General features: G+C 65.4%; 21 protein-coding genes. 10 read left to right on the top strand and 11 right to left on the bottom strand.

Features of this window, described 5'->3' with window-relative positions; genetic code table 11:
* Window positions 1-13: 13 nt before the first annotated feature.
* Window positions 14-2365: a Tex family protein gene (locus tag U5A57_RS05545; protein WP_321908894.1), complete on the bottom strand. Its 2352-nt coding sequence runs from the start codon at window positions 2363-2365 to the stop codon at window positions 14-16.
* Window positions 2366-2537: 172 nt separating this feature from the next.
* Between U5A57_RS05545 and U5A57_RS05540 the strand changes: the two genes are divergently transcribed.
* From U5A57_RS05540 to U5A57_RS05530, 3 genes are all read left to right on the top strand, one after another.
* A complete protein-coding gene (locus U5A57_RS05540) occupies window positions 2538-3542 on the top strand; it encodes a colicin transporter (protein WP_415765207.1) in 1005 nt (334 codons plus the stop codon).
* Window positions 3543-3629: 87 nt separating this feature from the next.
* Window positions 3630-3863, top strand: a complete 234-nt coding sequence (locus U5A57_RS05535) for a DUF465 domain-containing protein (protein ID WP_028204122.1) — start codon at window positions 3630-3632, stop codon at window positions 3861-3863.
* Between the two features lie 76 nt (window positions 3864-3939).
* Complete coding sequence (locus U5A57_RS05530) at window positions 3940-6210, top strand: ATP-dependent DNA helicase (RefSeq protein ID WP_321908891.1); 2271 nt, start codon at window positions 3940-3942, stop codon at window positions 6208-6210.
* A 167-nt stretch (window positions 6211-6377) separates the two neighbouring features.
* Here the strand turns inward: U5A57_RS05530 and U5A57_RS05525 are convergent, their stop codons facing one another.
* Window positions 6378-6653, bottom strand: a complete 276-nt coding sequence (locus tag U5A57_RS05525; RefSeq protein ID WP_112172866.1) for a hypothetical protein — start codon at window positions 6651-6653, stop codon at window positions 6378-6380.
* A gap of 232 nt (window positions 6654-6885) precedes the next feature.
* Window positions 6886-8118, bottom strand: a complete 1233-nt coding sequence (locus U5A57_RS05520; protein WP_321908890.1) for a cupin domain-containing protein — start codon at window positions 8116-8118, stop codon at window positions 6886-6888.
* 32 nt (window positions 8119-8150) lie between these two features.
* On the opposite strand from U5A57_RS05520, the gene U5A57_RS05515 reads away from it, so the two are divergent.
* On the top strand, window positions 8151-8696 hold the full coding sequence (locus U5A57_RS05515; protein ID WP_321908888.1) for a peptidylprolyl isomerase: 546 nt from the start codon (window positions 8151-8153) through the stop codon (window positions 8694-8696).
* A 7-nt stretch (window positions 8697-8703) separates the two neighbouring features.
* Here the strand turns inward: U5A57_RS05515 and U5A57_RS05510 are convergent, their stop codons facing one another.
* The 4 genes from U5A57_RS05510 to U5A57_RS05495 all read right to left on the bottom strand — a co-directional run bounded on the left by U5A57_RS05510 (window position 8704) and on the right by U5A57_RS05495 (window position 15140).
* Window positions 8704-10011: a hypothetical protein gene (locus U5A57_RS05510; RefSeq protein WP_321908887.1), complete on the bottom strand. Its 1308-nt coding sequence runs from the start codon at window positions 10009-10011 to the stop codon at window positions 8704-8706.
* A 100-nt stretch (window positions 10012-10111) separates the two neighbouring features.
* Window positions 10112-12799 carry a DNA mismatch repair protein MutS gene (gene mutS / locus U5A57_RS05505; RefSeq protein ID WP_321908885.1) on the bottom strand — a complete coding sequence of 896 codons (2688 nt, stop codon included), beginning with the start codon at window positions 12797-12799 and terminating at the stop codon, window positions 10112-10114.
* Between the two features lie 86 nt (window positions 12800-12885).
* The gene (gene lplT, locus U5A57_RS05500; protein WP_321908883.1) at window positions 12886-14184 is read right to left on the bottom strand and encodes a lysophospholipid transporter LplT; all 1299 of its coding nucleotides are present in this window, start codon (window positions 14182-14184) and stop codon (window positions 12886-12888) included.
* Between the two features lie 155 nt (window positions 14185-14339).
* On the bottom strand, window positions 14340-15140 hold the full coding sequence (locus U5A57_RS05495) for an inositol monophosphatase family protein (protein WP_158757622.1): 801 nt from the start codon (window positions 15138-15140) through the stop codon (window positions 14340-14342).
* Window positions 15141-15669: 529 nt separating this feature from the next.
* On the opposite strand from U5A57_RS05495, the gene U5A57_RS05490 reads away from it, so the two are divergent.
* Window positions 15670-16464, top strand: coding sequence for an RNA methyltransferase (locus U5A57_RS05490; protein ID WP_321909203.1), 795 nt, complete (start codon window positions 15670-15672; stop codon window positions 16462-16464).
* Window positions 16465-16685: 221 nt separating this feature from the next.
* Window positions 16686-17510 (top strand): serine O-acetyltransferase, encoded by an 825-nt coding sequence (gene cysE, locus U5A57_RS05485; RefSeq protein ID WP_321908881.1) that lies wholly within the window; start codon window positions 16686-16688, stop codon window positions 17508-17510.
* 42 nt (window positions 17511-17552) lie between these two features.
* Here cysE and U5A57_RS05480 read toward each other — a convergent pair whose 3' ends face one another.
* The 4 genes from U5A57_RS05480 to U5A57_RS05465 all read right to left on the bottom strand — a co-directional run bounded on the left by U5A57_RS05480 (window position 17553) and on the right by U5A57_RS05465 (window position 20400).
* Complete coding sequence (locus tag U5A57_RS05480) at window positions 17553-18350, bottom strand: UDP-2,3-diacylglucosamine diphosphatase (RefSeq protein ID WP_321908880.1); 798 nt, start codon at window positions 18348-18350, stop codon at window positions 17553-17555.
* Window positions 18351-18383: 33 nt separating this feature from the next.
* Window positions 18384-18878 (bottom strand): peptidylprolyl isomerase, encoded by a 495-nt coding sequence (locus tag U5A57_RS05475; protein WP_321908879.1) that lies wholly within the window; start codon window positions 18876-18878, stop codon window positions 18384-18386.
* 159 nt (window positions 18879-19037) lie between these two features.
* A complete protein-coding gene (locus U5A57_RS05470) occupies window positions 19038-19622 on the bottom strand; it encodes a peptidylprolyl isomerase (protein ID WP_158757625.1) in 585 nt (194 codons plus the stop codon).
* Between the two features lie 61 nt (window positions 19623-19683).
* Window positions 19684-20400, bottom strand: coding sequence for a tetratricopeptide repeat protein (locus U5A57_RS05465; RefSeq protein WP_321908878.1), 717 nt, complete (start codon window positions 20398-20400; stop codon window positions 19684-19686).
* A gap of 285 nt (window positions 20401-20685) precedes the next feature.
* On the opposite strand from U5A57_RS05465, the gene cysS reads away from it, so the two are divergent.
* From cysS to tilS, 4 genes are all read left to right on the top strand, one after another.
* On the top strand, window positions 20686-22083 hold the full coding sequence (gene cysS / locus U5A57_RS05460) for a cysteine--tRNA ligase (RefSeq protein ID WP_321908876.1): 1398 nt from the start codon (window positions 20686-20688) through the stop codon (window positions 22081-22083).
* Between the two features lie 47 nt (window positions 22084-22130).
* Window positions 22131-23015: a DNA-3-methyladenine glycosylase gene (locus tag U5A57_RS05455; RefSeq protein WP_321908874.1), complete on the top strand. Its 885-nt coding sequence runs from the start codon at window positions 22131-22133 to the stop codon at window positions 23013-23015.
* A 128-nt stretch (window positions 23016-23143) separates the two neighbouring features.
* Entirely contained in the window at window positions 23144-24115 is a 972-nt protein-coding gene (locus tag U5A57_RS05450) for an acetyl-CoA carboxylase carboxyltransferase subunit alpha (RefSeq protein ID WP_158757629.1), read from the top strand.
* A gap of 41 nt (window positions 24116-24156) precedes the next feature.
* A complete protein-coding gene (gene tilS / locus U5A57_RS05445; RefSeq protein ID WP_321908871.1) occupies window positions 24157-25596 on the top strand; it encodes a tRNA lysidine(34) synthetase TilS in 1440 nt (479 codons plus the stop codon).
* Window positions 25597-25655 lie beyond the last annotated feature (59 nt).

Here is a 25655-nt window from a genome sequence, read left to right as displayed (position 1 = left end):
CGTCATGCGGACATCAGCGTTGCTTGAGCTTCGCGAATGCCGCCGCCATTGCGCCTGCCGGTTCCGCATCGCGCGAACGCTGGCCGCCGCGATTGTCGCGATTGCCGCTGCCGCGGTTGTCACGATTGCCGGACTGGCCCGCGTTACCGCCGCTGCGTGAGCCGCCCGCGCTCATGGGGTCGTCGTCCAGACGCATCGTGAGCGCAATGCGCTGACGCTTCACGTCGACCTCGAGCACCTTCACCTTCACGACCTGGCCGGCCTTCACGACTTCGTGCGGGTCCTTGATGAACTTCGTCGACAGGGCGGAGACGTGCACGAGTCCGTCCTGATGCACGCCCACGTCGATGAACGCGCCGAACGCCGCCACGTTCGTCACGACGCCTTCGAGCAGCATGCCCGGCACGAGGTCGGACACCTTCTCGACGCCATCGCGGAACGTTGCTGTCTTGAACTCGGGGCGCGGATCGCGGCCCGGTTTTTCCAGCTCGCTCAGGATGTCGCGCACCGTCGGCAGGCCGAAACGTTCGTCCACGAACTCGGTGGGCGCGAGGCCCGACAGCGCTTCGCGGCTGCCGAGCACGTCGCCGATCGTGCGCTTGATCTTCGCAAGCATGCGCTCGACGACGGGGTACGCTTCCGGGTGCACCGACGAGCGATCGAGCGGATTGTCGCCGCCGTTGATGCGCAGGAAGCCTGCGGCTTGCTCGAACGTCTTGTCGCCCAGACGCGGCACCTTCTTCAGATGCTCGCGGGACGGGAAGGGGCCGTTCGCGTCGCGGTAATCGACGATATTGCGCGCGAGCGTGGAGTTCAGGCCCGACACGCGGGCGAGCAGGGCGACCGAAGCCGTGTTCGCATCGACGCCCACGGCGTTCACGCAGTCCTCGACGACAGCGTCGAGCGAGCGCGCAAGTTCGCGCTGGTTCACATCGTGCTGGTACTGGCCCACGCCAATCGCCTTCGGCTCGATCTTCACGAGTTCGGCGAGCGGGTCCTGCAGGCGGCGCGCAATGGAGACCGCGCCGCGCAGCGAAACGTCGAGCTCGGGGAATTCCTTCGCAGCCAGTTCGGACGCCGAATAAACCGACGCCCCGGCTTCGGAGACCACGATCTTCTGCAGCTTCAGTTCGGGATGCTTCGAGATCAGCTCGCTCGCGAGCTTGTCGGTTTCACGCGAAGCCGTGCCGTTGCCGATGCTGATGAGTTCCGCTTGCGTTTGCGCGGCGATGCGCGCGAGCTTTGCGAGCGAGCCGTCCCAGTCGCGGCGCGGTTCGTGCGGGTAGATCGTGTCGGTGGCGAGCAGCTTGCCGGTGCGGTCGACCACAGCGACCTTCACGCCCGTGCGCAGACCCGGATCGAGACCGATCACGGCCTTGGGGCCGGCCGGCGCGGCAAGCAGCAGATCCTTCAGATTGCGCGCGAACACGCGGATCGCTTCGTTTTCGGCCTGCTCACGCAGATTCGTGAGCAACTCGTTTTCAATATGCGGCTGCACCTTCACGCGCCAGCACCAGCGGCAGACGTCGGAGAGCCATTTATCGGCCGGACGGTTCTGGTTCGCAATGCCGAAGTGGCGCGCGATCATCGCTTCGCCCGGATGCGGCACCTGTGCGTCCAGTTCGCCGCCAAGGCCGAGCTTGACCATCAGCACGCCGGCGTTGCGGCCACGGAACAGCGCGAGCGCACGGTGCGACGGCACGGTCTTGATAGTCTCGGAGTAGTCGTAGTAGTCGCGGAACTTCTCGCCTTCCTCGCTCTCCTTGCCCTCGACCACGCTCGACATCACCACGCCCTGGTTGAACAGCCAGTCGCGCAGTTTGCCCAGCAGTTCGGCCGTTTCGCCGAACTGCTCGGAGAGGATGTCGCGTGCGCCGTCGAGCGCGGCCTTCACGTCCGCGACGCCCTTCTCGGCGTCCACGTACTGCGCGGCTTCCGTTTGCGGGTCGAGCAGCGGGTTCGCGAGCAGCGCGTCGGCGAGCGGCTGCAGGCCGGCTTCGCGTGCGATTTGCGCGCGCGTGCGGCGCTTGGGCTTGTAGGGCAGATAGAGGTCTTCGAGGACCTGCTTGCTGTCGGCGGCTTCAATGGCGATACGCAGCTCATCGGTGAGCTTGCCTTGTTCCTCGATGCTCGCGAGAATCGCCGCACGGCGGTCTTCGAGTTCGCGCAGATAGAGCAGGCGCTCTTCGAGCGTACGCAGTTGCGTATCGTCGAGATTGCCCGTGACTTCCTTGCGGTAACGGGCGATAAACGGAACGGTCGAGCCTTCGTCGAGAAGCTGCACGGCGGCTGCGACCTGGCGCGGCTGCACGCTCAGTTCAGTGGCGATACGCTGGACGATCTTGAGTGCTACGGTTTCCGTCATAGGGTCTGGATATTCCTGCGAGGATCGGTTTGCGGTCCGGCGGCCGGTGCGGGCTCGAGCGCCCGCAGTGCCCAAAAAAGGCACGTTGCCGGGTGCGCCGCCGGCCGGTGGAGCGGGGCATTTTGCCATAAATGGCCGAGCGCTCAACCCGGGGGGTGTTAGAATTTCAGCCATGTTCCGCTGCCCACAGAAGACGTTGACGACCTCCCGCTTCTCCCCCGATTTGCCCCTTGCCCGGTTTCGCGCGCCTGTTGGCGTCACTCGGCGGTTCCCCGCTCTTGGGGCAATTTGTGCCGTCGCGTTGAGCCTTGGTGCGAGCGTTCCGGCCCTCGCGCAGGCGGTCGGGGTATCGGGGCCGCTACAGCAGCAAGGTGCGGCAGCAGCACCGGTCATGAAGCCAGCGGCTTTGGGCAACGCGCCGCTCGCAGCGTCTGATGGAGGGGGCGCTGGCACGTCGGCGTCGCAGCAGAGCGATTTCGATCAGCGGCAACAAGTGCTGGACCGTCGGAGTGCGGAGAACGACTATCAGTTTGCCGTCGCGCAGCACAACTGCTACAGCACGTTCTTCGTGAATCATTGCATCGGCAAGGCGCGCGACAAGATGCGTGTCGTGCAGGCCGATATCCGCCGCGAGCAACTGGCGCTCGACGACGAAAAACGCGCCGCGCATGCGCAGCAGCGCGACCAGCAGGCCGCATTGAAGCGCGCGCAAGACGAAGCCAACGCGCCGCAGCGCGCCGCCAACGAAGCGGCGAGTGCACAGGCGTACGAACAGAAGCAGCAGCAACACGCGCTCGATCAGGCGCAGCGCCAGGCCGAAGCGCCGCAGCGTGCGGCGAACGAGCAGGCGTATCAGGAAAAGCAGCGCCAACATGCGTTGGCTCAGGCGCAACGCCAGGGCGAGCAATCGCAGCGCGACGCGAACCAGGCGGCGTACGATCAGAAGCAGTACCAGAACCAACTGGACGAAGCGCGCCGCCAGGGCGAGCAGAAGGGCCAGGAGCGTGCGGAAAAGGCCCAGCGCTACCAGCAGAAGCAGGAAGACGCGGCGAAGCATAAGGCCGATGTCGAAGAGCGTCAAAAACAGGCGGCCGAGAAGGCGCAGCAAAAGCAGCAACAAGAACAACAGCAGCAGCAACAACAAAAGCAGCAGCAGGAAGAACAGCAGGACCAGTAGCACGAGTAGCACGCTTTTTCAGCCGGACTGCAACCTCAGGCGCGTTGTCCTTCGCAAGCGCGCGCCGCATATGTCGAGGAGGCGAGCATGCGCGAGCATCGTGAAGTCAAGACCGAGGTCCTTCGTGACCGCATTCTGCAGCTGGAATCGGAACATGGCGATCTGGACCGCCTGATAGACAGGATGTCCGATACCCCGGACTATGACGATCTCGAACTGCAGAGGCTGAAGAAGCGCAAGCTCAAGGTCAAGGACAACATCCTCCTGCTGCAACTGCAGCTGGACCCCGATTCAACGAAGACTTCGGACGGGCACGCCTGATCCCGGGTCCTGGCAGGCGCCGGGGCGCGGCAGTCGGCGGGTTGCGCCCTTCCGGACCGAGCAGGAACCGCTTGCCTTGAATTCAACGACCGTTTCTCGTTCCCGGCCCGCGCGCGAAGGCGGCGCGCCGGAGGCCGACGCGCGTGCGACGCAAACAGCCGCAGCCCCCGTGTTGAGCGCACGCCGTGCCGCCGAGCTCGAGCAGCTCTTCGCGGCCGACGGCTTGCTTGCGCGTGAGATCGACGGCTATCGCCCGCGCGCGGCGCAGATCGAAATGGCGCGCGCAGTTGCGGCCGCAATGGAAGCCGCCGCGCAATCCCAGCCGGACCCCGCAATGTTCGAACTCCAGTCGCGCCCCGCGCGGCGGCTCGAGCGTGGGGCACCGGCACAGCCGGGCGCCGGGGAAGCGGCGAGCGCCGCCGCCGAGAACGGTGACAATACGCTCATCGTCGAAGCGGGCACCGGCACCGGCAAGACCTACGCGTACCTCGTGCCGGCCATGCTGTGGGGCGGCAAGGTGGTCGTCTCGACGGGCACGAAGCACTTGCAGGATCAGCTCTTCGCGCGCGACATCCCCACGGTGCGCGACGCGCTAGCGGTGCCTGTGAGCGTCGCAATGCTCAAGGGCCGCGCCAACTATCTGTGCCATTACTACCTGCAGCGCACGGCCGACAACGGCCGGCTCCCGTCGCGCCAGGAAACCGCGTATCTGCAGGAAATCGTGCGTTTCGCGAAGATCACGCGCTCGGGCGACAAGGCCGAACTCGCGAGTGTGCCCGAGACGGCTGCCGTGTGGTCGATGGTCACATCGACGCGCGACAACTGTCTTGGCCAGGAGTGTCCGCATTACAAGGACTGCTTCGTAATGCAGGCGCGCCGCGAGGCGCAGCAGGCCGATATCGTGGTGGTGAACCACCATCTGTTCTTCGCCGACATCATGCTGCGCGACACCGGCATGGCCGAACTGCTGCCGAGCGCGAATACGATCATCTTCGACGAAGCGCATCAACTGCCCGAAACGGCAACGCTCTTTTTCGGCGAAACCCTCTCGACTGCGCAGTTCCTCGAACTCGCGCGCGATTGCGTGGCCGAGGGCCTGAGTCATGCGCGCGACGCCGTCGAGTGGGTCAAGCTCGGCGCTGCGCTGGAGCGCGCGGCGCGCGACGTGCGGCTTGCGTTCAAGGAAGATTCGCTGCGGCTGTCGATCACGCAGTTGCCCGAAGACCATCCGCTCTTCGACGCGCTCGATGCGCTGCAGACCGAACTGGGCGCGCTTGCCACGGCGCTCGCGGGTCAGGCCGAACGCGCCGAATCGATCGGAGCCTGCTTGCGCCGCGCGCGCGAACTGCAAGGCATCCTTTCGGGCTGGACCGTACCGCAGAGCGGCGCCCCAGCGCACGAAACACGCAAGACCGATGCAAACGGCCAAGACGAAAACGCTCACGCTGCGGACGACGCGGACGAGAAAGTCCGCTGGGTCGAGGTGTTCTCGCACACGGTGCAGTTGCACGAAACCCCGCTTTCCGTGGCGCCGATTTTCGCGAAGCAACGCGCGGGCGTGCCGCGCACGTGGGTCTTCACATCGGCCACACTTTCGGTGCGCGGCGACTTCACGCACTACGCGGCGCAAATGGGTTTGAGCTCGCGCCGCTCGATGACGCTGCCAAGCCCGTTCGACTATCCCGCGCAAGGTCTGCTTTACGTGCCGCGCAATATGCCGCAGCCGTCGTCGCCGCAGTTCACCGACGCCGTGTTCGATGCGGCGTTGCCGGCGATCGAGGCGTCGGGCGGCGGTGTCTTCATGCTTTGCACGACGTTGCGCGCCGTCGACCGCATCGCGCAGAAGCTGCGCGACACGATCGAGGCGCGCGGCTGGAACACGCCGCTGCTCGTACAGGGCGACGCGAGCCGCACGGAGTTGCTCGAGCGTTTCCGCGCCTACGGCAATGCAATTCTCGTGGGCAGCCAAAGTTTCTGGGAAGGCGTGGACGTGCGCGGCGATGCGCTTTCGCTCGTGGTCATCGACAAGCTGCCGTTCGCGCCGCCCGACGATCCGGTATTGGCGGCACGGCTCGACGCGCTGGCGAAGAAAGGCCTGAGCCCGTTTGCGGTCCACCAGCTCCCGCAGGCGGTGATCACGCTCAAGCAGGGCGCGGGGCGGCTGATTCGAGCGGAAACCGACCGCGGCGTGTTGATGATTTGCGACACCCGTCTCGTCGACAAGCCGTACGGTCGACGTATCTGGCAAAGCCTGCCGCCGTTCAAGCGGACGCGGGAAATTGAGGTGGTGCAGGCGTTCTTCGAAGAGAAGAACGAGGAGGCAGGGGAGCAGGGCGAGGCACGTTAAGCCTCATGCGCACCGCATAACAAAAAAGCCACGAACGTGAGTTCGTGGCTTTTTCGCTTGCCCGCCGTATGTCTGAAGCGCGTTTGACGCAGGCAGCAGACCGTACGACGGTTCGCTGCGATGCTCGCCGGGACCGTGGTCTCCAGCGAGCGTCGCGCGAACGCAACTTACTGGCTTGCGCCCGAAGCAGCAGCCGGAGCCGAAGCGCCTGCGTCCGAAGCAGCAGCGCCAGCGTCCGAAGCAGCGGCGGTAGCCGAAGCAGCAGCGTCGCTCGCAGCAGCAGCAGCGCCCGAAGCAGCAGCAGCAGCGTCCGAAGCAGCAGCAGCCGGTGCCGAAGCAGCAGCAGCGTCGCTAGCCGGCGCAGCAGCTTGGTCGCTGCTCTTGTTGCACGCAGCGAGTGCAACAGCTGCCAGCAGGGATGCTACGAGGAGGGATTTCTTCATGATCACGTCCTTTTATGGTTAAAGGTAAGCAACAGCGCAAAATAATACCGGTAAATGTGCCCCAACACCGACCTGAGCCGCTGGTGGAGATGCACTGCAAGAGCGTGAATCTTCCCTACGGCCTGGCCGGAAATTATAGGCACTTTCGTATCGACCGTCGACAAATCCGGGGACAATACGTTGTCTTTCTCATACAAGCACTATTTTAGTACGGTATAACAGTCCGAAGCGCTTAGGCAAGCACCCCGGTCCGAATCCAGCCCGCACGATACCACTCGTGTAGCAACGCTGTCACACACGAATCGTGTGAGAGTGTTACAAAGCGTTTCCCGTCCATAGAGCGCCTGTCGGCCAGTGCCGGCAGCCACTTTCTTGCCTCTTTGAGCAAGTACTGTTCCCCGTTCAGGTAATACGACCGCGAATCGTAAAGCAGGATTGTCCTGCGGTCGAGTGTTATCCCATTTTTTGCCGCTTGCGCAACGAAACGGGCTTCGTCGAGCGGCTTTTCGGGGGCGTCGAATACGACATTGGCTTTCGGTTCGGACAGCCAGGAGCCTACGAACGAGGAGACATCGGCGTTGCTCCAGCGCACTTTAGCAAGCACGCCTCCAACACGCTCTACGAGTGCCGGGGGCAGCTGCGCGGGGTGCGCAACGGCCGGCTGGTCGGGGTCGCGATAGAGCGTGGGCTTGCCGTTGTCGTCGTTCGCGCCGCGCTCGGCGAGCCAGTATAGAAACTGGCTTGTCAATTCACTCGTGGAAGGAGAACGAAAGCCGATCGAGCACGTCATGCATTCGCCCTCGGCGACGCCGTCGTGCGCGATATGTGGCGGCAGGTACAGCATGTCGCCTGGCTCCAGCAGCCACTCTTCTTCAGGTTCGAAATTCGCGAGAATCTTGAGCGGCAAACCTTCCTGAAGAGAGAGGTCGCGCTGCGCGCCAATGCGCCAGCGGCGCTTGCCATGCACCTGCAGCAGGAAGACATCATACGAATCGAAGTGCGGGCCCACACCGCCGCCGTCCGACGCGTAAGAGATCATGAGGTCGTCGAGCCGCGCGTCGGGCGCGAAACGAAAGCGCTCGAGCAGGGCGCGCGCGCGGTCGTCGTGCAGGTCGGCACCTTGCACGAGCAGCGACCATTGGCGAGTCTTCGGCGTGGGCAGTTCGTCCGGCGAGAACGGACCGTGTTCGAGCGCCCAGCGGCGGCGAAAATGGGTGATGAGCCGCGACTCGACGTCGTCGCTGTCCGCAAGCGCGAAGAGTTCGTCGCGAGAGAGTGGCGCTTCGATCCCGGGAATCGCCTGGCGGATCAAGAGGGGCTTTTTCTGCCAGTATTTGCGCATGAACTGCGCCGGAGTCAGGCCGCCCAGGAGCGGCGTGGCAACATCGGGCGCGGGGCATGCCAGGGGGAGGGAGGCGCGCTGCTTGCGCGCGTCCACCGGGTGGTCTGGGGACCGCTTCGGCATCGTATAATGTGGTCTGTAATCTGGAGGAACGAATGAAAATTGCAAAGGACACCGTCGTGTCGGTCGCTTACAAGCTATCGGATGCGCAGGGCAATCTGATTGAGGAAAGCGACGAGCCGATGGTCTATCTGCACGGCGGCTATGATGGCACGTTCCCCAAGATCGAGGAAGTGCTGGACGGGCAGGAGCCGGGCTTCGAGACCCAGATCCAGCTTGAGCCGCAGGACGCCTTCGGCGAATACGATCCCGAGCTCGTGAAGATCGAGCCGCGCAACCGCTTTCCGGAGCCGCTCGAAGTGGGTATGCAGTTCGAAGGCACGCCCGAAGAAGGCGACGAAGACCTCGACGCGCTCATCTATACGGTCACGGACGTCGCCGAAGACAAGGTCGTGCTCGACGGCAATCACCCCCTGGCGGGCATGGCGCTGCGCTTCGCCCTGACGGTCAAGGAGGTGCGTGTCGCCACCGAAGACGAAATCGAACATGAGCACGCGCACGGCGCGGATGGCCTCGAAATCGTCGACGAAGACGAAGAAGACGACGGCGACGAAGGCGCCTCGAAACCCACCCTGCACTAATCGCCGATCAATGCGCGAAGCCGCCCGACGCCGGTGCGCCGGGTGGCTGCAACTGGCCGCCGCTATTCCCACCTTCCGGGCTGTTCTGCCCACTTGTACCATCTAGTCCATTCTGGCCACCCTGCGCGGGCCATACCGGCTTCGGCACGCCGTTTTCAGGCGCCGGCAAGCCTTGCGGCACGGCGGTTCCGGATGCGCCCGGCGTCACGGGCGCCACGTCGGGCGACTGCGGCATGCCCGGAATCTCGGTCACATCCGGCATCGACGACACTTCGGGCATTTCCGGCATCGCGGGCGACGCTACGCCTGGCAGATTCAACGACGGTGGTGTGGGAAGCACTGGCAGATGTTTCGGTACGTCGCGCACGCTCACGCGCAGAGGCGTACGGCGCGCCATGTCGGCGTCTACCTGCAGCCACTGCGTAAGTGGGTCGCGCAGCGAGAACGCGATGCGCGTGACGTTTTCTATCCTGGCGCCTTTGTCGTTACGCAGCGGCTGATCGATCGTGAAGCCGCGTGCGAGCTTCGAGTCGTCTGCATTCACGATGATGATCTGGCCGCGGAACGTTTCGGCGAGCTTCACGAGGCTGCGGCGCAACTCGAGATAGCCGTCGCGCGGCGCACGGTGAAAGCGCAGCCACGCGAAGCGATCCGGCCGCTCGTAATGCTCGGGCATCGCGTTGCCCTGCATGAAGATGACAATTGCGCGCGCGTTGCGGCGCTTCGCATATTCGGCCGCATGTTCGAGCCAGAAGCTGTTGGCGATCACGCGGTCTTCGAACTCGCCATTGCGCCCGCCTGCATTGAGATAGTGATTGTTCCCGTCCGGCACATTCAGCCCAATGAACACGGTGTCGCCAAGTTGCCAGCGCACGTTTTCCCGATACGGCCGGAAGCGCGAAACTTCGCTCTCGCGCGTGAGCGTCAAGGGTGTCTGACCGAGCGCATTGGGATCGGAGAAAAAGTTCTGTCGCAGGAAATCGAGTCGCTCTGCGGGATCGTAGGCACCCGAGCCATTCATGCCGCAGGTGACCCAGTCGCGCTCGCCTGGCACGAACACGAGCGGCGCACGTGACGCATCGAGAATGTCGTGACGCCGCTCGTAGAGATGGTCGGCGCAGGTCTCGCGTGCGCCTTTGAGATTGCCGTCGTAGACGATGAAGGCGATTTGCGGGTCGCGCCCGATGGCATCGATGAGCCGCTGCGCCGACGCTTCCTCGGACTGCGAGGTGAGTGCGTTCGCCACGACCGCGAAGGCATAGCGCGGCGCTTGTGCGAGCGCCGCGAGCGGCGAACCCAGCAACGACGCCAGCATCAACGCGCATGACACACGGCGCATAATTTTCAGATAGCGCGAACGGGGGCTGCCGCGGCCCGCCGGTTGCGGTGGCCGCGGCGGCGTCGCGAGGCGACGCTCAGCGCTTCGTGTCCGGCGCCGTGGCCAGCTCATGCAGTTCGTACAACAGGTCGAGCGCGTCGCGCGGGCGCAATTCGTTCGGATCGAGTGCGCGCAGCCGCTGTGCGACGAGCGACGCGCCCAGATCTTCCTCTGCGGCCGGCGCAGCGCGATCTTCCACGAACGGTGCTTCGTCGTCGTAGTCGGCGGCGGGCGCGGCGAACAGGTCGAGTTGCGGCGTGGGCTGTCCTGCCGATTGCTGCTCCAGATGCACGAGATGTTTGCGCGCCGCGCGGATCACGGCGGCGGGCACACCCGCGAGCTGCGCGACCTGCAGGCCGTAGCTCTGGTTCGCCGGCCCTTCCTGCACCGCATGCAGGAAGACGATGCCGTGACCGTGTTCGACGGCTGAAAGATGCACGTTCGCCGCTTGAGCAAATTCCGTCGGCAGTTGCGTGAGCTCGAAGTAGTGCGTGGCGAAGAGCGTGTGGCAACCGTTGTGCGCGAGCAGATGCCGCGCAATGGCCCACGCGAGTGCGAGGCCGTCGAACGTCGACGTGCCGCGCCCGATCTCGTCCATCAGCACGAGGCTTTGCGGCGTGGCGTCGTTGAGAATGGCGGCGGCTTCGGTCATTTCGACCATGAAGGTCGAGCGGCCGCCCGCGAGGTCGTCGGCGGCGCCGATGCGCGTGAAGATGCGGTCGATCGGCCCGAAGCTTGCGCGCTTCGCCGGCACGTAGCTGCCCACGTAGGCGAGCAGGGCGATAAGCGCGGTCTGCCGCATGAAGGTCGATTTACCGCCCATGTTCGGGCCGGTGATGAGCAGCAGCTTGCGCTCGGCAGAAAGCAGGCAGTCGTTGGCGATGAACTGCTCGACCTGTGCTTCGACCACGGGATGCCGGCCTTGCTCGATCTCGATGCCGGGGGCTTCCGTGAACGTGGGCGCATTCCAGTCGAGCGCGCGGGCGCGTTCGGCGAAGGCGGCCAGCAGGTCGAGTTCGGCGAGCGCGGCGGCCACGCGCTGGCAATCGGGAATGAACGGCAGCAGCGATTGCAGCAGCGCGTCGTAGAGCGCCTTCTCGCGCGAAAGCGCGCGTTCCTGCGCCGAGAGCGCCTTATCCTCGAACGTCTTGAGTTCAGGCGTGATGTAGCGCTCGGCGTTCTTGAGCGTTTGACGACGGCGATAGTCGTCGGGAACCTTGTCGGTCTGGCCGCGCGTGACTTCGATATAGAAGCCATGCACCTTGTTGTACTCGACGCGCAGATTGCCGATGCCGGTGCGCGTGCGCTCGCGCGTTTCGAGGTCGAGCAGGAACTGGCCGCAGTTCTCGGAGATGTCGCGCAGTTCGTCGAGGTCCGCGTCGTAGCCGCGCGCGATCACGCCGCCGTCGCGCACCATGGCGGCCGGCTCGGGCGCGACTGCGCGCAGCAGCAGCGCCGCGCATTCTGCTGGCGGTTCGAGCGCCTCGGCGATGTGCGCAAGCGACGTGGCCGCGCCGCTTGCGGCTGCAACCTGTTCGCGCAGCGCGGGCAACGCCGCGAAGGTGTCGCGCAGGCTCGACAGGTCGCGGGGGCGCGCGGAAAGCAGCGCGAGCCGCCCCGTGATGCGCTCGACGTCGGCGATCTGGCGCAGCGCGCCGCGCAGCGTATCGACGCTCGCTTGCGGTGGCGCCTCCAGCAGCGCGCCGATGGCTTGCTGGCGCATTTGCGCAATCGCAGCCTGGCGCGGCGGGTGATGGAGCCAGTGACGCAGCAAGCGGCTGCCCATGGCGGTACTGCACGTGTCGAGCAGCGAGCAGAGCGTGGGCGATTCGGTGCCGCGCAACGTTTCGGTGAGTTCGAGGTTGCGGCGCGTGGCCGGATCGAGCCCGATGTATTCCGATTCGGCTTCGACTTTCAGGCTGCGCACGTGGCGCAGTTGCTGGCCCTGCGTGGCCGCCGCATAGAGCAGCAGCGCGCCCGCCGCGCCGCACGCGCTCGTGAGCGTTTGCGCGCCGAAGCCGTCGAGGCTCGCCACGTCGAGCTGGTCGCACAGGCGCTGCTTGCCCGAGCCGACGTCGAAGTGCCAGGCGGGTACGCGCGTGAGCGCGCCCGATCCGGCGGGCGGCGCCCAGGCGGACGTTTCCGCCGGCATTTCCGCGACGAGGATTTCCGCCGGCCGAATACGCTCGAACGCCGTGGCGACCTGTTCCGGCGCGACTTCCGCGAGGCGCAGCGCGCCGCTGGCGAGATTGAGCCACGCGAGCCCGACATTGACGGTCACGCCGCGGCGGTTGTGGCCGGGGCAAACGGCCATCAGGTAGACGTCGTTCTTGTCGGAAAGGAGCGCTGCGTCTGTCAGCGTGCCGGGCGTCACCACGCGCACGACCTTGCGCTCGACCGGGCCCTTCGACGTGGCCGGGTCGCCGATCTGCTCGCAGATCGCGACCGACTCGCCCAGCTTCACGAGCTTTGCGAGATATTGCTCGACCGCGTGATGCGGCACGCCCGCCATCTTGATCGGATTGCCCGCCGACGCGCCGCGCTGCGTGAGCGTGAGGTCGAGCAGGCGCGCGGCTTTCTCGGCGTCTTCGAAGAAGAGCTCGTAGAAGTCGCCCATGCGGTAGAACACGAGCGTACCCGGATGATCGGCCTTGATGCGCAGGTACTGCTGCATCATGGGAGTGTGTTGCGCGGTGTCGGCTGCGCCTGCGGTGTGTGTAGCCATCCTCGGTGTCTTGCTAGGGGTTCAGGGCGTGAGTTTAACGCGCGCCGATTGCATGTAAAGCCAGCCTTTCGGCTAACGCCATCCGATCATTCGTCGACCAGCGCCTGCAGGTCCACGGTGCGCGCGTTTGCCGCACTGTGCCGCATGGCGAGCCAGATCATCGTGGAAACGAACACGCCGAACACGACGATGATCCACTGCACGGGTACCTTCGCGGTGAGCAGCAGCGCATACGCGCCGAGCATGAGCAGCACCGCGAGATTCTGGTTGAAATTCTGCACCGCGATCGAGTGGCCCGCCGAAAGCAGGGTCGCGCCGCGATGCTGGAGCAGGGCGTTCATCGGCACGATGAAAAAACCGGCGAGCACGCCGAGCAGCACCATCAGCGGATACGCGAAAAGCAGATAGAAGGGCACGATGAACGTGCCGAAGCGCACGCCCACGCCTTGCGGAAACAGGCCCTTGCTGTAGAACGCCATGCCGATCGCCACTGCGCCGCACAGCACGCCCACGGGCAGCACGCGCAACGAGGCGCGCAGCGACACCCATGCGGCTGCCGCGCCCGCGCCCAGCGCAATGCCGAGTCCCGTCACGCCCTGCATCACGGCGGCTTTCGAGAGCGAGAGTCCGAGATTCGCGTCGGCCCATTTGAGCACGAGCAATTGCAGCGTGACCGCCGCGCCCCACATCAGGGTCGTGACCCAGAGTGCGATTTGCGCGAGCTTGTCGGTCCAGAGCACATTGAAACTATGCGTGAAATCGCCCATGAGCCGCGCCGGCTCCCTGAGCCGGTTTTCATAGCGGGCAAGCGTGTCGGGAATGCCGATGTTGATGATCGCGGCGCACACATACGTGATCATCACGGCGAGCATCGCGAGGTGGGCGGCCGAATGGATGAGCGGTAGCGGATGGCGCGTGACGAAACGATCGGCGTACGTCGAAACGAGCGCGCCGCCCATCATCGTGCCAACGATGGTGGATAGCACCGTGGCCGATTCGAGCCATGCATTGGCGGCGATGAGTTTTTCGGCCGGCAGCAATTCCGTCAGGATTCCGTACTTTGCTGGCGAGTACGCGGCGGCGCCGAAGCCGACCACGCCATACGCGAGCATGGGATGCACGCCTGCGATCATCAGCAGGCAACCGCCCGCCTTGAGCGCGTTCGAGACGAACATCACGTGGCGCTTTTGCAGGGCGTCGGCGAACGCGCCGACGAAAGGCGCGAGCAGCACGTAAGAGATCGTGAAGAAGATCTGCAGGAGCGGCGTCACCCAGGCGGGCGAAGCAATCACTGTGAGCAGCGCGATCGCCGCGATGAGGAGTGCGTTGTCGGCAAGCGACGACACGAACTGCGCGGCGATGATCGTGTAGAAGCCTTTTTTCATCGGATGCGTGCGTGGCCCTCTTGCGGCAGGGCGACCGGCGAAACAAAAAAGCGGCCGAAGCCGCTCGCTGCGCATGGGTGGGCCAGGGCTGACCTGGCGCGCGCGTTGCACGCGTCGCGGTGGAACAAGGCGTGCACCGCGACGCGCATGGACGATCAGGCCGCCTTCGTGACGCGCGTGTACTTCGAGAGGATCGGCACCATTTGCGCGTAGATCTTCGGGTTGCCCGCGACGACTTCGCCCACGTGCAGGAAGTCCGAGTCGCCCGTGTAGTTGCCGATCAGACCGCCGGCTTCCGTCACGAGCAGGCCGCCCGCGGCGACGTCCCACGGATTGAGACCCTGCTCGAAGAAGCCGTCCATGCGGCCGGCGGCGACGTTGGCCAGATCGAGCGCGGCCGCGCCCGGGCGGCGCAGGCCCGCGCACGCGTTGGTCATGTCGGCGAACAGTTCGCAGTAGCTGTCGAGGCCGTCCTTTTCGCGGAACGGGAAGCCGGTGCCGATCAGGCCGTCGGCGAGACGGTCGCGGCGGCCCACACGGATGCGGCGGTCGTTCAGGAACGCGCCGCGGCCGCGCGAGGCGGTGAAGAGATCGTTGCGAGTCGGGTCATAGACCACGGCCTGCGTGACAATGCCCTTGTGCGCGAGCGCGATCGAGACGCAGTAGTACTGGAAGCCGTGGATGAAGTTGGTGGTGCCGTCGAGCGGATCGATGATCCACTGGTACTCGGACTCGTTGTCCGATTCGCCCGATTCCTCGGCGAGGATGGCGTGGTCGGGGTAGGCCGTCTTGAGCGTTTCGATGATGGCGGCTTCGGCCGCCTTGTCGACTTCCGTGACGAAATCGTTATGCTGCTTCTTCGCGACCTGCACGAGGTCGAGGTCGAGCGACGCGCGGTTGATGATCTGTCCGGCGCGGCGCGCGGCCTTGACAGCGATGTTGAGCATGGGATGCATGAGCCAGGATCCTTGTTGTCCGGCGCTCGCGCGAAAGCTCGCTGCGTGCCGGTGGTGCAAAAGATAAAAGCGTCTAACGATTGGACAGGGCGCGGGTCACGAATCGGACCTGCGGAACCTGTCCCGTCAACGGAGACGAATTGGATAAGAGCGGTGCGCGGCGGCGCGGTTTGCCAGAAAGTGGCCAGCAATGTGCCGAGCGTCTGGCGGGCAACCACACGGCTGCGCGATTCGCCCGACGCGCGCGAAACCGCCATTTTACCCGAGTATCGGCATTTCTATGGCTTCTCCCGGGCAGGATATCGGGATTTCTATGGATATGACGTTCGGCCGGTCTGCGCGCCGGCGCAAACGCGATGGCGGGCGGCCTGGCGCGCCACGATCCGCGTGAGCGGCCCTCGCCGCGGCGCGAGGCGCGCTAACATAGATATTTCAATCTCCCTTTCGCAGTTAGAGAACCATCTTGGCGCACCCCGATTCACCTGATTCCCACGCACCGGCGCCGGCTTTCGGCGACGCCCACGAGCCGCTGCGCGGCGGCTTCACGTCCACCCGCTTCGTGCTCGTCGAGCCGAGCCACCCCGGCAATGTCGGCGCGGCGGCGCGCGCGCTGAAGACCATGGGATTCTCGCGCCTCGTGCTGGTGGCGCCGCGCGTGCCGCAGGTCCACTGCGACCCGGAAGCCGTCGCGATGGCGAGCGGGGCCGACGACGTGCTCGCGGCCGCCCACATCGTGCCGACGCTCGCCGACGCGCTGGCGGGCGTGCAATGGTCGCTCGCGCTCACTGCGCGCACGCGCGAGTACGGGCCGCCGCCCGCCGCGCCGCGCCGGGCGGTGCAGGACGCTTGCCGCCAGGTGGCGCACGGCGGCGACATCGCGCTCGTGTTCGGCAATGAGCGCACGGGCCTCTCGAACGACGATGTCGAGCGCTGCAGCGCGCTTGCGCACATCCCGGCCAACCCCGCCTATAGCTCGCTCAATCTTGCCCAGGCGGTCCAGGTGCTCTCCTACGAACTGCGCCTCGCGTATCTCGGCGAGAGCGCGCCTGCCGCGGCGTTGCCGGCGGCTGGCGGAGCGGGCGGGACTTCCCAGCTTTCGGCTGGATCGCCGCTTGCGACGAGCGACGACATCGAGCGCATGTATGTGCACCTCGAGAACGCGCTCATCGCGCTCGACTTTCTCGACCCCGCCAATCCGAAGAAGCTGATGTCGCGACTACGGCGGCTCTTTGCCCGCTCGGGGCTCGAGCGCGAGGAGGTCAATATCGTGCGCGGCATCGCCAAGCACATTCTCATGCTCAAGGGCAAAGGCGAGAACCGTTGATGCGCCGGGCCGGCGCGACGTGCGCGCCGGCGTCCGACCTTGCCGCTGTCGGGGACTTCCGACCGCAAATCGGCTTTGCGCCTACAATCGGCTGAAAACCGGCGATAAATTCATAAGCAAATGCGCGTGGCTGCAATAGCCGCTGCGCCGCTTCGCGCGCACGCTGCGGTGGCGTGCGGCCGCCATTCCCCCTGTTTCACACGTTTTTTTGCGTGACTGCCATGTTCAAGAGACTTCGCGAAGACATTGCCACGATCCGCGAGCGCGATCCCGCCGCGCGCAGTGCGTGGGAGGTCCTGACCTGTTATCCGGGTCTGCATGCGCTCGTGCTCCATCGCTTCGCGCATGCGTGCTGGCGCGCGCAGCGCCGCTGGCTCGCGCGTTACGTTTCGCAGATCGCACGTTTTCTTACCGGCATCGAAATCCATCCGGGCGCGACCATCGGCAGGCGCGTGTTCATCGATCACGGCATGGGCGTCGTGATCGGCGAGACGGCCGAGGTCGGCGACGACTGCACGATCTATCAGGGCGTGACGCTCGGCGGCACGTCGCTCACGCGTGGCGCCAAGCGCCATCCGACATTGGGTGCGGGCGTGATCGTCGGTGCGGGCGCGAAGGTGCTCGGCGGCTTCACGGTGGGTGCCGGGGCGAAGATCGGCTCGAACGCCGTCGTCGTGAAGCCGGTGCCGGACGGCGCGACGGCGGTGGGCAACCCCGCGCGCGTCGTCGCGCCGGCGAAGACTGCGCCGGTGCAGGCCAAGCCGGCTTCGGCGCGCGAGGGCTTCTGCGCTTACGGCATCACGCCCAATGCGGACGACCCGGTTTCGCTCGCGATCCACGGCCTGATCGACCACGCAGCCACGCAGGCGCAGCGTGTCGATGCCATCGTCGTTGCGCTCGAGCGCCTCGGCACGCGTCTCGAGGCGCTGCACGGCGCCGATGCGGCGCTCGCCGAATTGCGGCGTCTGTCGGAGGGGTTGGAATGTGGCGGTCCGCAGGCCGTTGCGGCGGCCAGCGAAGAAGAGAAAGCGCCCGTGCGCGTTTGACGCGCGGCGCGACCAGGGTGCTAGAAGCGGCACACCTCGGTTTCAGTCCAGCGGCAAGACCCTGAACCCTTCGGCGTCCACGCGCAGATAGCCGCCGCGTGGCTTGCCGTGATCGAGATCCCAGTCGGGCAAGACCCAACGCGTGCCGCCGGGCTCCTGGTGGCGCGCCGGCCTGTGCGTGTGACCGTGCACGATGGTGTTCGCACGCGCGCGCTTGAAGAGCGCCGCCACGCCTTTTGCCGTGACGTCGTACTTCGGCAGGCGCGGCCCGCTGCGCTTGCTTTCGCTCGCGTAGCGCGCGCGCTCGGCAATCGCACGCCGCCAGCGAAACGGCCATGCGAGAAACAGCAGTTGCACGAGCCGGTTGCGCGCGAGCTTGCGAAAGATCTGATAGCCGTGATCGTCGGTGCACATCGCATCGCCGTGCGCGAGTGCGAGACGCGTGCCGAACGCGGTGATCGCGATGGGGTCGGGCAGCCAGATCGCGCCCGCGGCTTTCATGAAGCGCTTGCCCATCAGAAAGTCGCGGTTGCCGTGCATGATGTAGAGCGCGATGCCGCGCTCGGAGAGCGTATGCATGAGTGCAGCCATGCGCGCGGGGAACGGATCGCTGAGCATGTCGTCACCGATCCAGTATTCGAAGAGGTCGCCGAGTATGAACACCGAGTCGGCCTGATCGGCCGTGACCCGGATAAAGCGCTCGAACGCGGCGACCGTACGCGGAATCCCTTCATTCAGATGGACATCGGAAATGAACAGGAACGGGCGAGCCGCGTGCGGGCGCTTGCCCTCGCCGGGCACGCCCGCGGCAGCGTGTCGTAAAGCCTTTTCCTGCAGCATCGATGAAGGGTGTGCGTGAGAGTGGGTTGAAGCTTATTCGACGACGACAGCCTTTTCGATCACGACGTCGTCGACCGGCACGTCCTGATGGAAGCCCTTCGAGCCCGTCTTGACCTTCTTGATCTTGTCGACCACTTCGAGGCCTTCCACGACCTTGCCGAACACGGCGTAGCCCCAGCCTTGCGGCGTCGGCGACGAGTGGTTCAGGAAGTCGTTGTCGGCCACGTTGATGAAGAACTGTGCCGATGCCGAGTGCGGGTCGTTGGTGCGCGCCATGGCGATCGAGCCGCGTTCGTTCTTCAGGCCGTTGTTCGCTTCGTTTTCGATCGGCGCTTCGGTCGGCTTTTGCTTCATGCCGGCGTCGAAGCCGCCGCCCTGGATCATGAACCCGTCGATGACGCGGTGGAACACCGTGCCGTCATAGTGGCCGTTCTTCACGTAGTTGAGGAAGTTGGCGACCGTCTTCGGGGCCTTCTCGGCGTTCAGTTCGAGCTTGATGACGCCGTGGTTCGTGTGCAGTTCGACCATGATGGGATCCTTTGCCTGTGGCTGGGGGAGTGAACGTCGCTGCATCGGCAAGAGGCGGGGCGTGTTGCCCAACGCGTGTGCCGGCGCCGCGACGTGCGACGGGTGAGGGCGGCATTGCCGCCCGGTTAGTCGATGATGACCTGGCGTGTTGCCGGCGCTTTACTTGCCGACGACGGTCGCCGATTCGATCACGATTTCCTTTTGCGGCACGTCGGCCATCGGCCCGCGCGAGGTGGTGGGCGCCGCTTCGATCTTCTTCACGACGTCCATGCCCTGCGTGACCTTGCCGAACACGGCATAGCCGTTGCCGTCCGGGTTCGGATAGTCGAGGCCGGCGTTGTCGACGGTGTTGATGAAGAACTGCGCGGTGGCCGAATTCGGGTCGCTCGTGCGCGCCATCGCGATCGTGCCCGTGAGGTTCTTCAGGCCGTTCTTGCTTTCGAGCGCGACCGGCGCGCGCGTGGGCTTCTCGACGAAGCTTTGCGTGTAGCCGCCGCCCTGGATCATGAAGCCGCGAATCACGCGATGAAAGATCGTGCCGTTGTACTGGCCAGCCTTCACGTACTGCAGGAAATTGTCGACGGTCTTCGGCGCTTTCTCCGGATAGAGTTCGACGCGAATGTCGCCTTCACTGGTCTTGAAGAGCACTTGCGGATGCGCGGCGGCCGGCTGGCCGTTTTGCGCAAAGGCGGGTGCGTTCGCGATCAGGGCGGCGCTGCCGAGCGCCAACATCAACCATTTCATGAGTATCCTCGGAAGTGCGGGAAAAACGTGTTGCGGCGCGCGAGGTGCTGCGCGCCACGTGTTAGTTCGACGGCGCCACGAAAGGCGGCATCGCCAGCGACCCCGTCGAGCCGCCGAACTGGTACGCGGGATTGGTGAACGCGGGCACGAGCGCCGTCGGGCTTGCGCCCGACGCGGCTTCTGGCGCTGCCGCAGCGGCGTTCGCTTTCTTCGCAGCGGGCGGCGGCGAGATGATCTTCGCGATGTCGGCGAGGCGTTGCGACGTCGCGCCGCTCGTGTGACCGAGCGTTTGCGCGCGTCGGTATGACGCATCGGCCAGGCGCAGGTACAGGTCGCCGAGATTCTCCCACGCGAGACTGTACGAAGGGTTCGCCTTCACCGCCGTTTCGAGTGCGACGCGCGCCTCCTCGTAGCGGCCATGCTTGGCATAAAGCGCCGCGAGATTGTTGTAAGGCTCGGGCAGTTCGGGGTAGAGCTGCGTAAGTTCGGTGAACGCCTCGATCGCGTCGTCGTCGCGGTTCAGGCGCGCGAGAATGGTCGCGCGCTTGAACTTCGCCTGCACGTCGCGCGGGTTCGTCTTGATGCGTTCGTCGAGCTGGCGCAGCGCGCCAGCCCAGTCCTGCTGGCTGATCGCTGCGTCGGCGCCTGGTGTGGCGTCGGACGTCGCCGGGGGCGCGGCATGCGCGATGCTCACGCTGCACAGCACGATCGCGACGCTCGAGAGAGCCGACGCGGCAAGGGTCGCAGCGCGGGGCGCGCGGCCGCTGGAAGGTTTCATAGGGTGAGGTCGCGGTGTTATACTCCGAGCCATTCTAACAAAAGGTCTGTGCGTTTTCGTCGCGCGCTTTGTCCCTCGCCCGTTTGTTCGCGTTATGTTTGCATTACGGGCGCTTGCGCGAGTCGCCGGGCTTTCCAACGCCACTCGTGGTCGTCTCCGCTGAGCATAGCAACCTGTTTGCAGTCCGGACGCCGACAGACAGCAGCCTGAGTCATGCGGGCATCACCCGCTGGCTGCGGTCGGCGCCGCCGCGGATTTCTTTCGACCCACGTATCCATCGCCTTTATGGAATCACTGCGCATCTACAACACGCTCGCGCGTGACAAGCAAATTTTCGTGCCACTCGAGCCCGGCGTCGTGCGTATGTACGTCTGCGGGATGACGGTGTACGACTATTGTCACATCGGGCATGCGCGCGTGATGGTGGTGTTCGATATCGTACAGCGCTGGTTGCGCGCGCTCGGTTACAACGTGACCTACGTGCGCAACATTACCGATATCGATGACAAGATCATTCGTCGCGCGGTGGAAAACGGCGAGACGATCAAGCAGCTCACCGACCGTTTCATCGCAGCGCTTCACGAAGACGCGGACGCGCTCGGCATCGAGCGTCCCGACCATGAGCCGCGCGCGACGCAGTACATCCCGCAGATGCTCGACATGATCGGCAAGCTCGAGCGCAACGGTTACGCGTACCAGGGTGCGGACGGCGACGTGAACTACGCCGTGCGCAAGTTCGCGAACTATGGCGCGCTCTCGGGCAAGTCGATCGAGGACCTGCGCGCGGGCGAACGTGTGGCGACGAACGATGCCAAGCAGGATCCGCTTGACTTCGTCCTGTGGAAACAGGCAAAACCGCAAGAGCCGGCCGACACGAGCTGGGACTCGATGTACGGGCGCGGCCGTCCGGGCTGGCATATCGAATGCTCGGCCATGGGCTGCACGCTGCTCGGCGAGCACTTCGACATTCATGGCGGTGGCCAGGACCTGCAGTTTCCGCACCACGAGAACGAGATTGCACAGAGCGAAGGCGCGACCGGCAAGACGTTCGTCAATACGTGGATGCATAACGGCTTCGTGAATATCGACAACGAGAAGATGTCGAAGTCGCTCGGCAACTTCTTCACGATCCGCGAAGTGCTGGCGAAGTACGATGCAGAAGTGGTGCGCTTCTTCATGGCGCGCGCGCATTACCGCTCGCCGCTGAATTACAGCGACGTGCATCTCGACGACGCGCGCAACGCGCTCACGCGTCTTTACACGGCGTTGAAGGACGTGACGCCCGACGCCGGTGAGCTCGACTGGAATGAGCCGTACGCACAGCGTTTTCGTGCGGCAATGAACGACGACTTCAACACGCCGGTGGCGATCGCCGTGCTGTTCGAACTCGCGAGCGAGGTGAATCGTACGCGCGACGCCGTGCTCGCGCGTCAGCTGCAGCGCCTCGCACGCGTGATCGGGCTGCTCGTGCGCGAGCCGCGCGTGTATCTGCAACAGGCTGTGGGCGCAGAAGAGGCGGGCGCGCTCGACGTGGCAGCGGTCGAAGCGAAGATCGCGGCGCGCACGGCGGCCAAGCAGGCGAAGCAGTATGCGGAGGCGGACCGGATTCGGGCCGAACTGCTCGAAGCCGGTGTCGCGCTCGAAGACAAACCGGGCGGATTGACCGAGTGGCGCCGCGTGTAAGCGGGCTGTCCAGTTTCCACTGATCGATTCGCGAGGCAGGAGGCAGGATGGCAACGGCCACGAAGACGCAGACCAGGCGGTCTGCGTCGCTAACGGGCGGAACTGCGGGCGCACCCGCAGGTGCAAAGCGCGCGCTCAATGGCGCGGGCGGCAAGGCAGCGACAAAGCCGGCTACCAAGGCGGCGCGTGGTAAGGCAAACGGCGCGTCCACATCGCACGAGGCGCTCGACGGCGCGGCGATCGAGGCCGCGCTCTCCAATGGTCCGGCGGTGCTCGAAGCCGTGGAGCCGGCGGCGAATGCGCTCGGCGATCTCGAATTCGAAGTGCAGCGTCCCGACTATTGGGACAAGGCCTGCGCGGACCTCGTCAAGCGCGACCGTATTCTCAAGAAGCTGATTCCGAAGTTCGGCCCCGTGCATTTGCTGAGCCGCGACGATCCGTTCGTCACGCTCGCGCGTTCGGTGGTCGGCCAGCAGATTTCGACGGCGGCGGCGCAAGCGCTCTGGCAGCGTGTGGAAGCCGCGTGTCCGAAGCTCGTGCCGCAACAGTTCCTGAAACTCGGTCACGAAAAGCTCGCCGCGTGCGGGCTCTCGAAACGCAAGACGGAATACATTCTCGATCTCGCGCAGCATTTCGTCTCGGGCGCGCTGCATGTCGGCAAGTGGACGTCGATGGACGACGAGGACGTGATCGCGGAGCTCACGGCAATTCGCGGCATTGGCCGCTGGACCGCCGAGATGTTCCTGATCTTCAATCTCGCGCGCCCGAACGTGCTGCCGCTCGACGATCTCGGTCTGATCCGCGCGATCAGCGTCAACTATTTCAGTGGCGAGCCGGTCACGCGCAGCGAAGCGCGCGAAGTCGCGGCCAACTGGGAGCCGTGGCGTACTGTCGCGACGTGGTACATGTGGCGCAGCCTCGAGCCGTCGTGAGGCTTGAGTCAGCCGTTAGTTATTAAGAAAAATCCTATCGATCGAAGAAATCGATAGTTCTGAGCCGATTTCGGCGCGGGCTGGCGCGGTTAGAATACGCGCTGCCGCAAAGTGAAGGATTCCCACACATGAAGACCACGTTTCTGGATTTCGAACAGCCGATCGCTGAACTGGAAGCGAAGATCGAAGAACTGCGCTTCGTTCAGGACGATTCGGCCGTCGATATTTCGGAAGAAATCGAGCGGCTGTCGAAGAAGAGCCAGCAGCTCACGAAGGACCTCTATGCGAACCTGAGCCCGTGGCAGGTTTCGCAGATCGCGCGTCATCCGCAGCGTCCGTACACGCTCGATTACGTGCACGAGCTGTTCACCGATTTTCACGAACTCCATGGCGACCGCTCGTTCGCGGACGACCTTTCTGTCGTTGGCGGCCTCGCGCGCTTCAATGGTCAGGCCTGCATGGTGATCGGTCATCAGAAGGGCCGTGACACGAAGGAGCGTGCCGCGCGCAACTTCGGCATGCCGCGCCCGGAAGGCTATCGCAAGGCCGAGCGTCTCATGCGCCTCGCCGAGAAGTTCGGTCTGCCCATCTTCACGTTCGTCGACACGCCGGGCGCGTACCCTGGCATCGGCGCGGAAGAGCGTGGCCAGTCGGAAGCGATCGGCCGCAATCTCTACGTGATGGCCGAACTCAAGACGCCGATCATCACGACGATCATCGGTGAAGGCGGTTCGGGCGGCGCGCTCGCCGTCGCGGTTGCCGACACGGTCATGATGCTGCAATTCTCGACCTACTCGGTGATCTCGCCGGAAGGCTGCGCATCGATTCTCTGGAAGAGCGCTGCGAAGGCCCCGGAAGCCGCGGAAGCGCTGGGCCTCACGGCGCACCGCCTGAAGGCGCTGGGCCTCATCGACAAGATCGTGAACGAGCCGCTCGGCGGCGCGCATCGCGACCCGAAGGGCATGGCTGCGCTGCTGCGCCGCGCGCTTGCCGACTCACTGCGCCAGTTCCAGGGCATGAGCATCGCCGACCTGAAAGAGCGCCGTTTCGAGCGCCTGATGGCCTACGGCAAGTACAAGGAAACGACGCCGGGCGCGTAAGGCGCGCGACGTCAACGCTCTACTACGTCTGCGGTCGTGCTGTGACCGACCATCCCGAATCCGACGCCGGGCGCATCATTCTCGATGCGCTCGGCGTTGTGCTTTCCGCGCTTCCCAACGACGCACGCATCGCGATCGCGTATAGCGGCGGGCTCGACTCGTCGGTGCTGCTCGATGCCGCAGTGCGCGCGGCCGGCGCTGCGCGTCTGATTGCGCTGCATGTGCATCACGGACTGAGCCCGAACGCCGACGCATGGCTCGCCCATTGCGAGGCGAGCGCGCGCGGCCACGGCGTGGCGTTCGACGCACGGCGTGTGGAGCTGGCGCGCGACGACGCGGGCGGCGTCGAGGCGGCCGCCCGCGATGCCCGCTATCGCGCGCTCGACGCGATGTGCGCGGTGCATGGTGTCGAGGTGCTCTGGCTCGCGCAGCATGCGGACGATCAGGCGGAAACAGTGCTGCTGCAGTTGCTGCGCGGCGCGGGACTCGCGGGGCTCGCGGCGATGGCGCCTGCGCGCGCGAGCGGCAATGGCGCGGTGCGCATGCGGCCATTGCTCGCTCTGTTGCGCACGCAACTGGAGCGCTATGCGCGCGCGCATGGCGTGCAGTGGATCGAGGACGAGTCGAACGACGACACGCGTTACGCACGCAACGCCTTGCGCCACGACGTGATGCCGGCGCTCTCGGCCCATTTCCCCGGCTATCGCGACGCGCTCGCGCGCACGGCGGCGCATGCGGCTGCTTCGCAGCGTCTGCTCGACGATCTGGCGCGGATCGATTTGCGCGACGTTGGACTCGATGACGCAGCCGCGCTTTCACACACCGCGCTGGTCGCGCTCGACGACCCGCGCGCGCTCAATGTGCTGCGCTACTGGATGCGCTCGCTTGGCCTGCCGGCGGCATCGGCGGCGCGGCTGGCCGACATGTTGCGGCAGTTGCGCGAGGTTGCGCGCGACGACCTGAACGCTCACGCATTGCGCGTCGATCACGCCGGACACCGCTTGCGCGCGTATCGCGGCATCGTCACGTGGCAAGCCGCAGCTGTACGCGCAGAACGTGCAGAACGCGCAGGCGAGGGCGCCACGCATTCGCGTGCGCCTGTGTCGTTGAAGTGGCGCGGCGAGGAAATCTGGCGTCTGCCAACGTGGCGCGGCACCTACGTTTTTGCGCCTGCCGCGCCCGACGACCCCGACGCCGTCCCAGAGCATGTGCTCGCGAGCGCTCCGCTCGTCGCGCGCGAGCGTAGCGGCGGCGAGCGTTTGCGCGACGAGGCTGCGAACGTGAGCCGCACGCTCAAGAATCTGTTCCAGACGCGTGGCGTGCCCGCATGGGAGCGCGACGTGCCGCTGCTCTTCACGGGAGAGACGCTGCTGTTCGTGCCCCGTATCGGCGTCAACCGGTCGGCGTTCGGTGCGGCGCCAGGCGAGCCGGGCGTGGCCTGGCGTCGCATCGAATGGCGCGAAGATTTACTGATCGCCTGAATTCGCGCGCGCGGTCACCGCGCAGTTGGTGCACAGTTGCCGCACGGCCGTGGCTGAAC

It is taken from the genome of Paraburkholderia sp. J11-2, assembly GCF_905220185.1.
Lineage (GTDB): Bacteria > Pseudomonadota > Gammaproteobacteria > Burkholderiales > Burkholderiaceae > Paraburkholderia.
The sequence above is the reverse complement of the archived record's forward strand: the minus strand, read 5'-3'. Positions and strand labels throughout refer to the sequence as shown.

Excerpts from the sequence above, each read along its gene's own strand:
- U5A57_RS05545 (WP_321908894.1), bottom strand. The coding sequence starts at position 2,365 with ATGACGGAAACCGTAGCACTCAAGATCGTCCAGCGTATCGCCACTGAA.
- U5A57_RS05540 (WP_415765207.1), top strand. The coding sequence starts at position 2,538 with ATGTTCCGCTGCCCACAGAAGACGTTGACGACCTCCCGCTTCTCCCCC.
- U5A57_RS05535 (WP_028204122.1), top strand. The coding sequence starts at position 3,630 with ATGCGCGAGCATCGTGAAGTCAAGACCGAGGTCCTTCGTGACCGCATT.
- U5A57_RS05525 (WP_112172866.1), bottom strand. The coding sequence starts at position 6,653 with ATGAAGAAATCCCTCCTCGTAGCATCCCTGCTGGCAGCTGTTGCACTC.
- U5A57_RS05520 (WP_321908890.1), bottom strand. The coding sequence starts at position 8,118 with ATGCCGAAGCGGTCCCCAGACCACCCGGTGGACGCGCGCAAGCAGCGC.
- U5A57_RS05515 (WP_321908888.1), top strand. The coding sequence starts at position 8,151 with ATGAAAATTGCAAAGGACACCGTCGTGTCGGTCGCTTACAAGCTATCG.
- U5A57_RS05510 (WP_321908887.1), bottom strand. The coding sequence starts at position 10,011 with ATGCTGGCGTCGTTGCTGGGTTCGCCGCTCGCGGCGCTCGCACAAGCG.
- mutS (WP_321908885.1), bottom strand. The coding sequence starts at position 12,799 with ATGGCTACACACACCGCAGGCGCAGCCGACACCGCGCAACACACTCCC.
- lplT (WP_321908883.1), bottom strand. The coding sequence starts at position 14,184 with ATGAAAAAAGGCTTCTACACGATCATCGCCGCGCAGTTCGTGTCGTCG.
- U5A57_RS05495 (WP_158757622.1), bottom strand. The coding sequence starts at position 15,140 with ATGCATCCCATGCTCAACATCGCTGTCAAGGCCGCGCGCCGCGCCGGA.
- cysE (WP_321908881.1), top strand. The coding sequence starts at position 16,686 with ATGTTCAAGAGACTTCGCGAAGACATTGCCACGATCCGCGAGCGCGAT.
- U5A57_RS05480 (WP_321908880.1), bottom strand. The coding sequence starts at position 18,350 with ATGCTGCAGGAAAAGGCTTTACGACACGCTGCCGCGGGCGTGCCCGGC.
- U5A57_RS05475 (WP_321908879.1), bottom strand. The coding sequence starts at position 18,878 with ATGGTCGAACTGCACACGAACCACGGCGTCATCAAGCTCGAACTGAAC.
- U5A57_RS05470 (WP_158757625.1), bottom strand. The coding sequence starts at position 19,622 with ATGAAATGGTTGATGTTGGCGCTCGGCAGCGCCGCCCTGATCGCGAAC.
- U5A57_RS05465 (WP_321908878.1), bottom strand. The coding sequence starts at position 20,400 with ATGAAACCTTCCAGCGGCCGCGCGCCCCGCGCTGCGACCCTTGCCGCG.
- cysS (WP_321908876.1), top strand. The coding sequence starts at position 20,686 with ATGGAATCACTGCGCATCTACAACACGCTCGCGCGTGACAAGCAAATT.
- U5A57_RS05455 (WP_321908874.1), top strand. The coding sequence starts at position 22,131 with ATGGCAACGGCCACGAAGACGCAGACCAGGCGGTCTGCGTCGCTAACG.
- U5A57_RS05450 (WP_158757629.1), top strand. The coding sequence starts at position 23,144 with ATGAAGACCACGTTTCTGGATTTCGAACAGCCGATCGCTGAACTGGAA.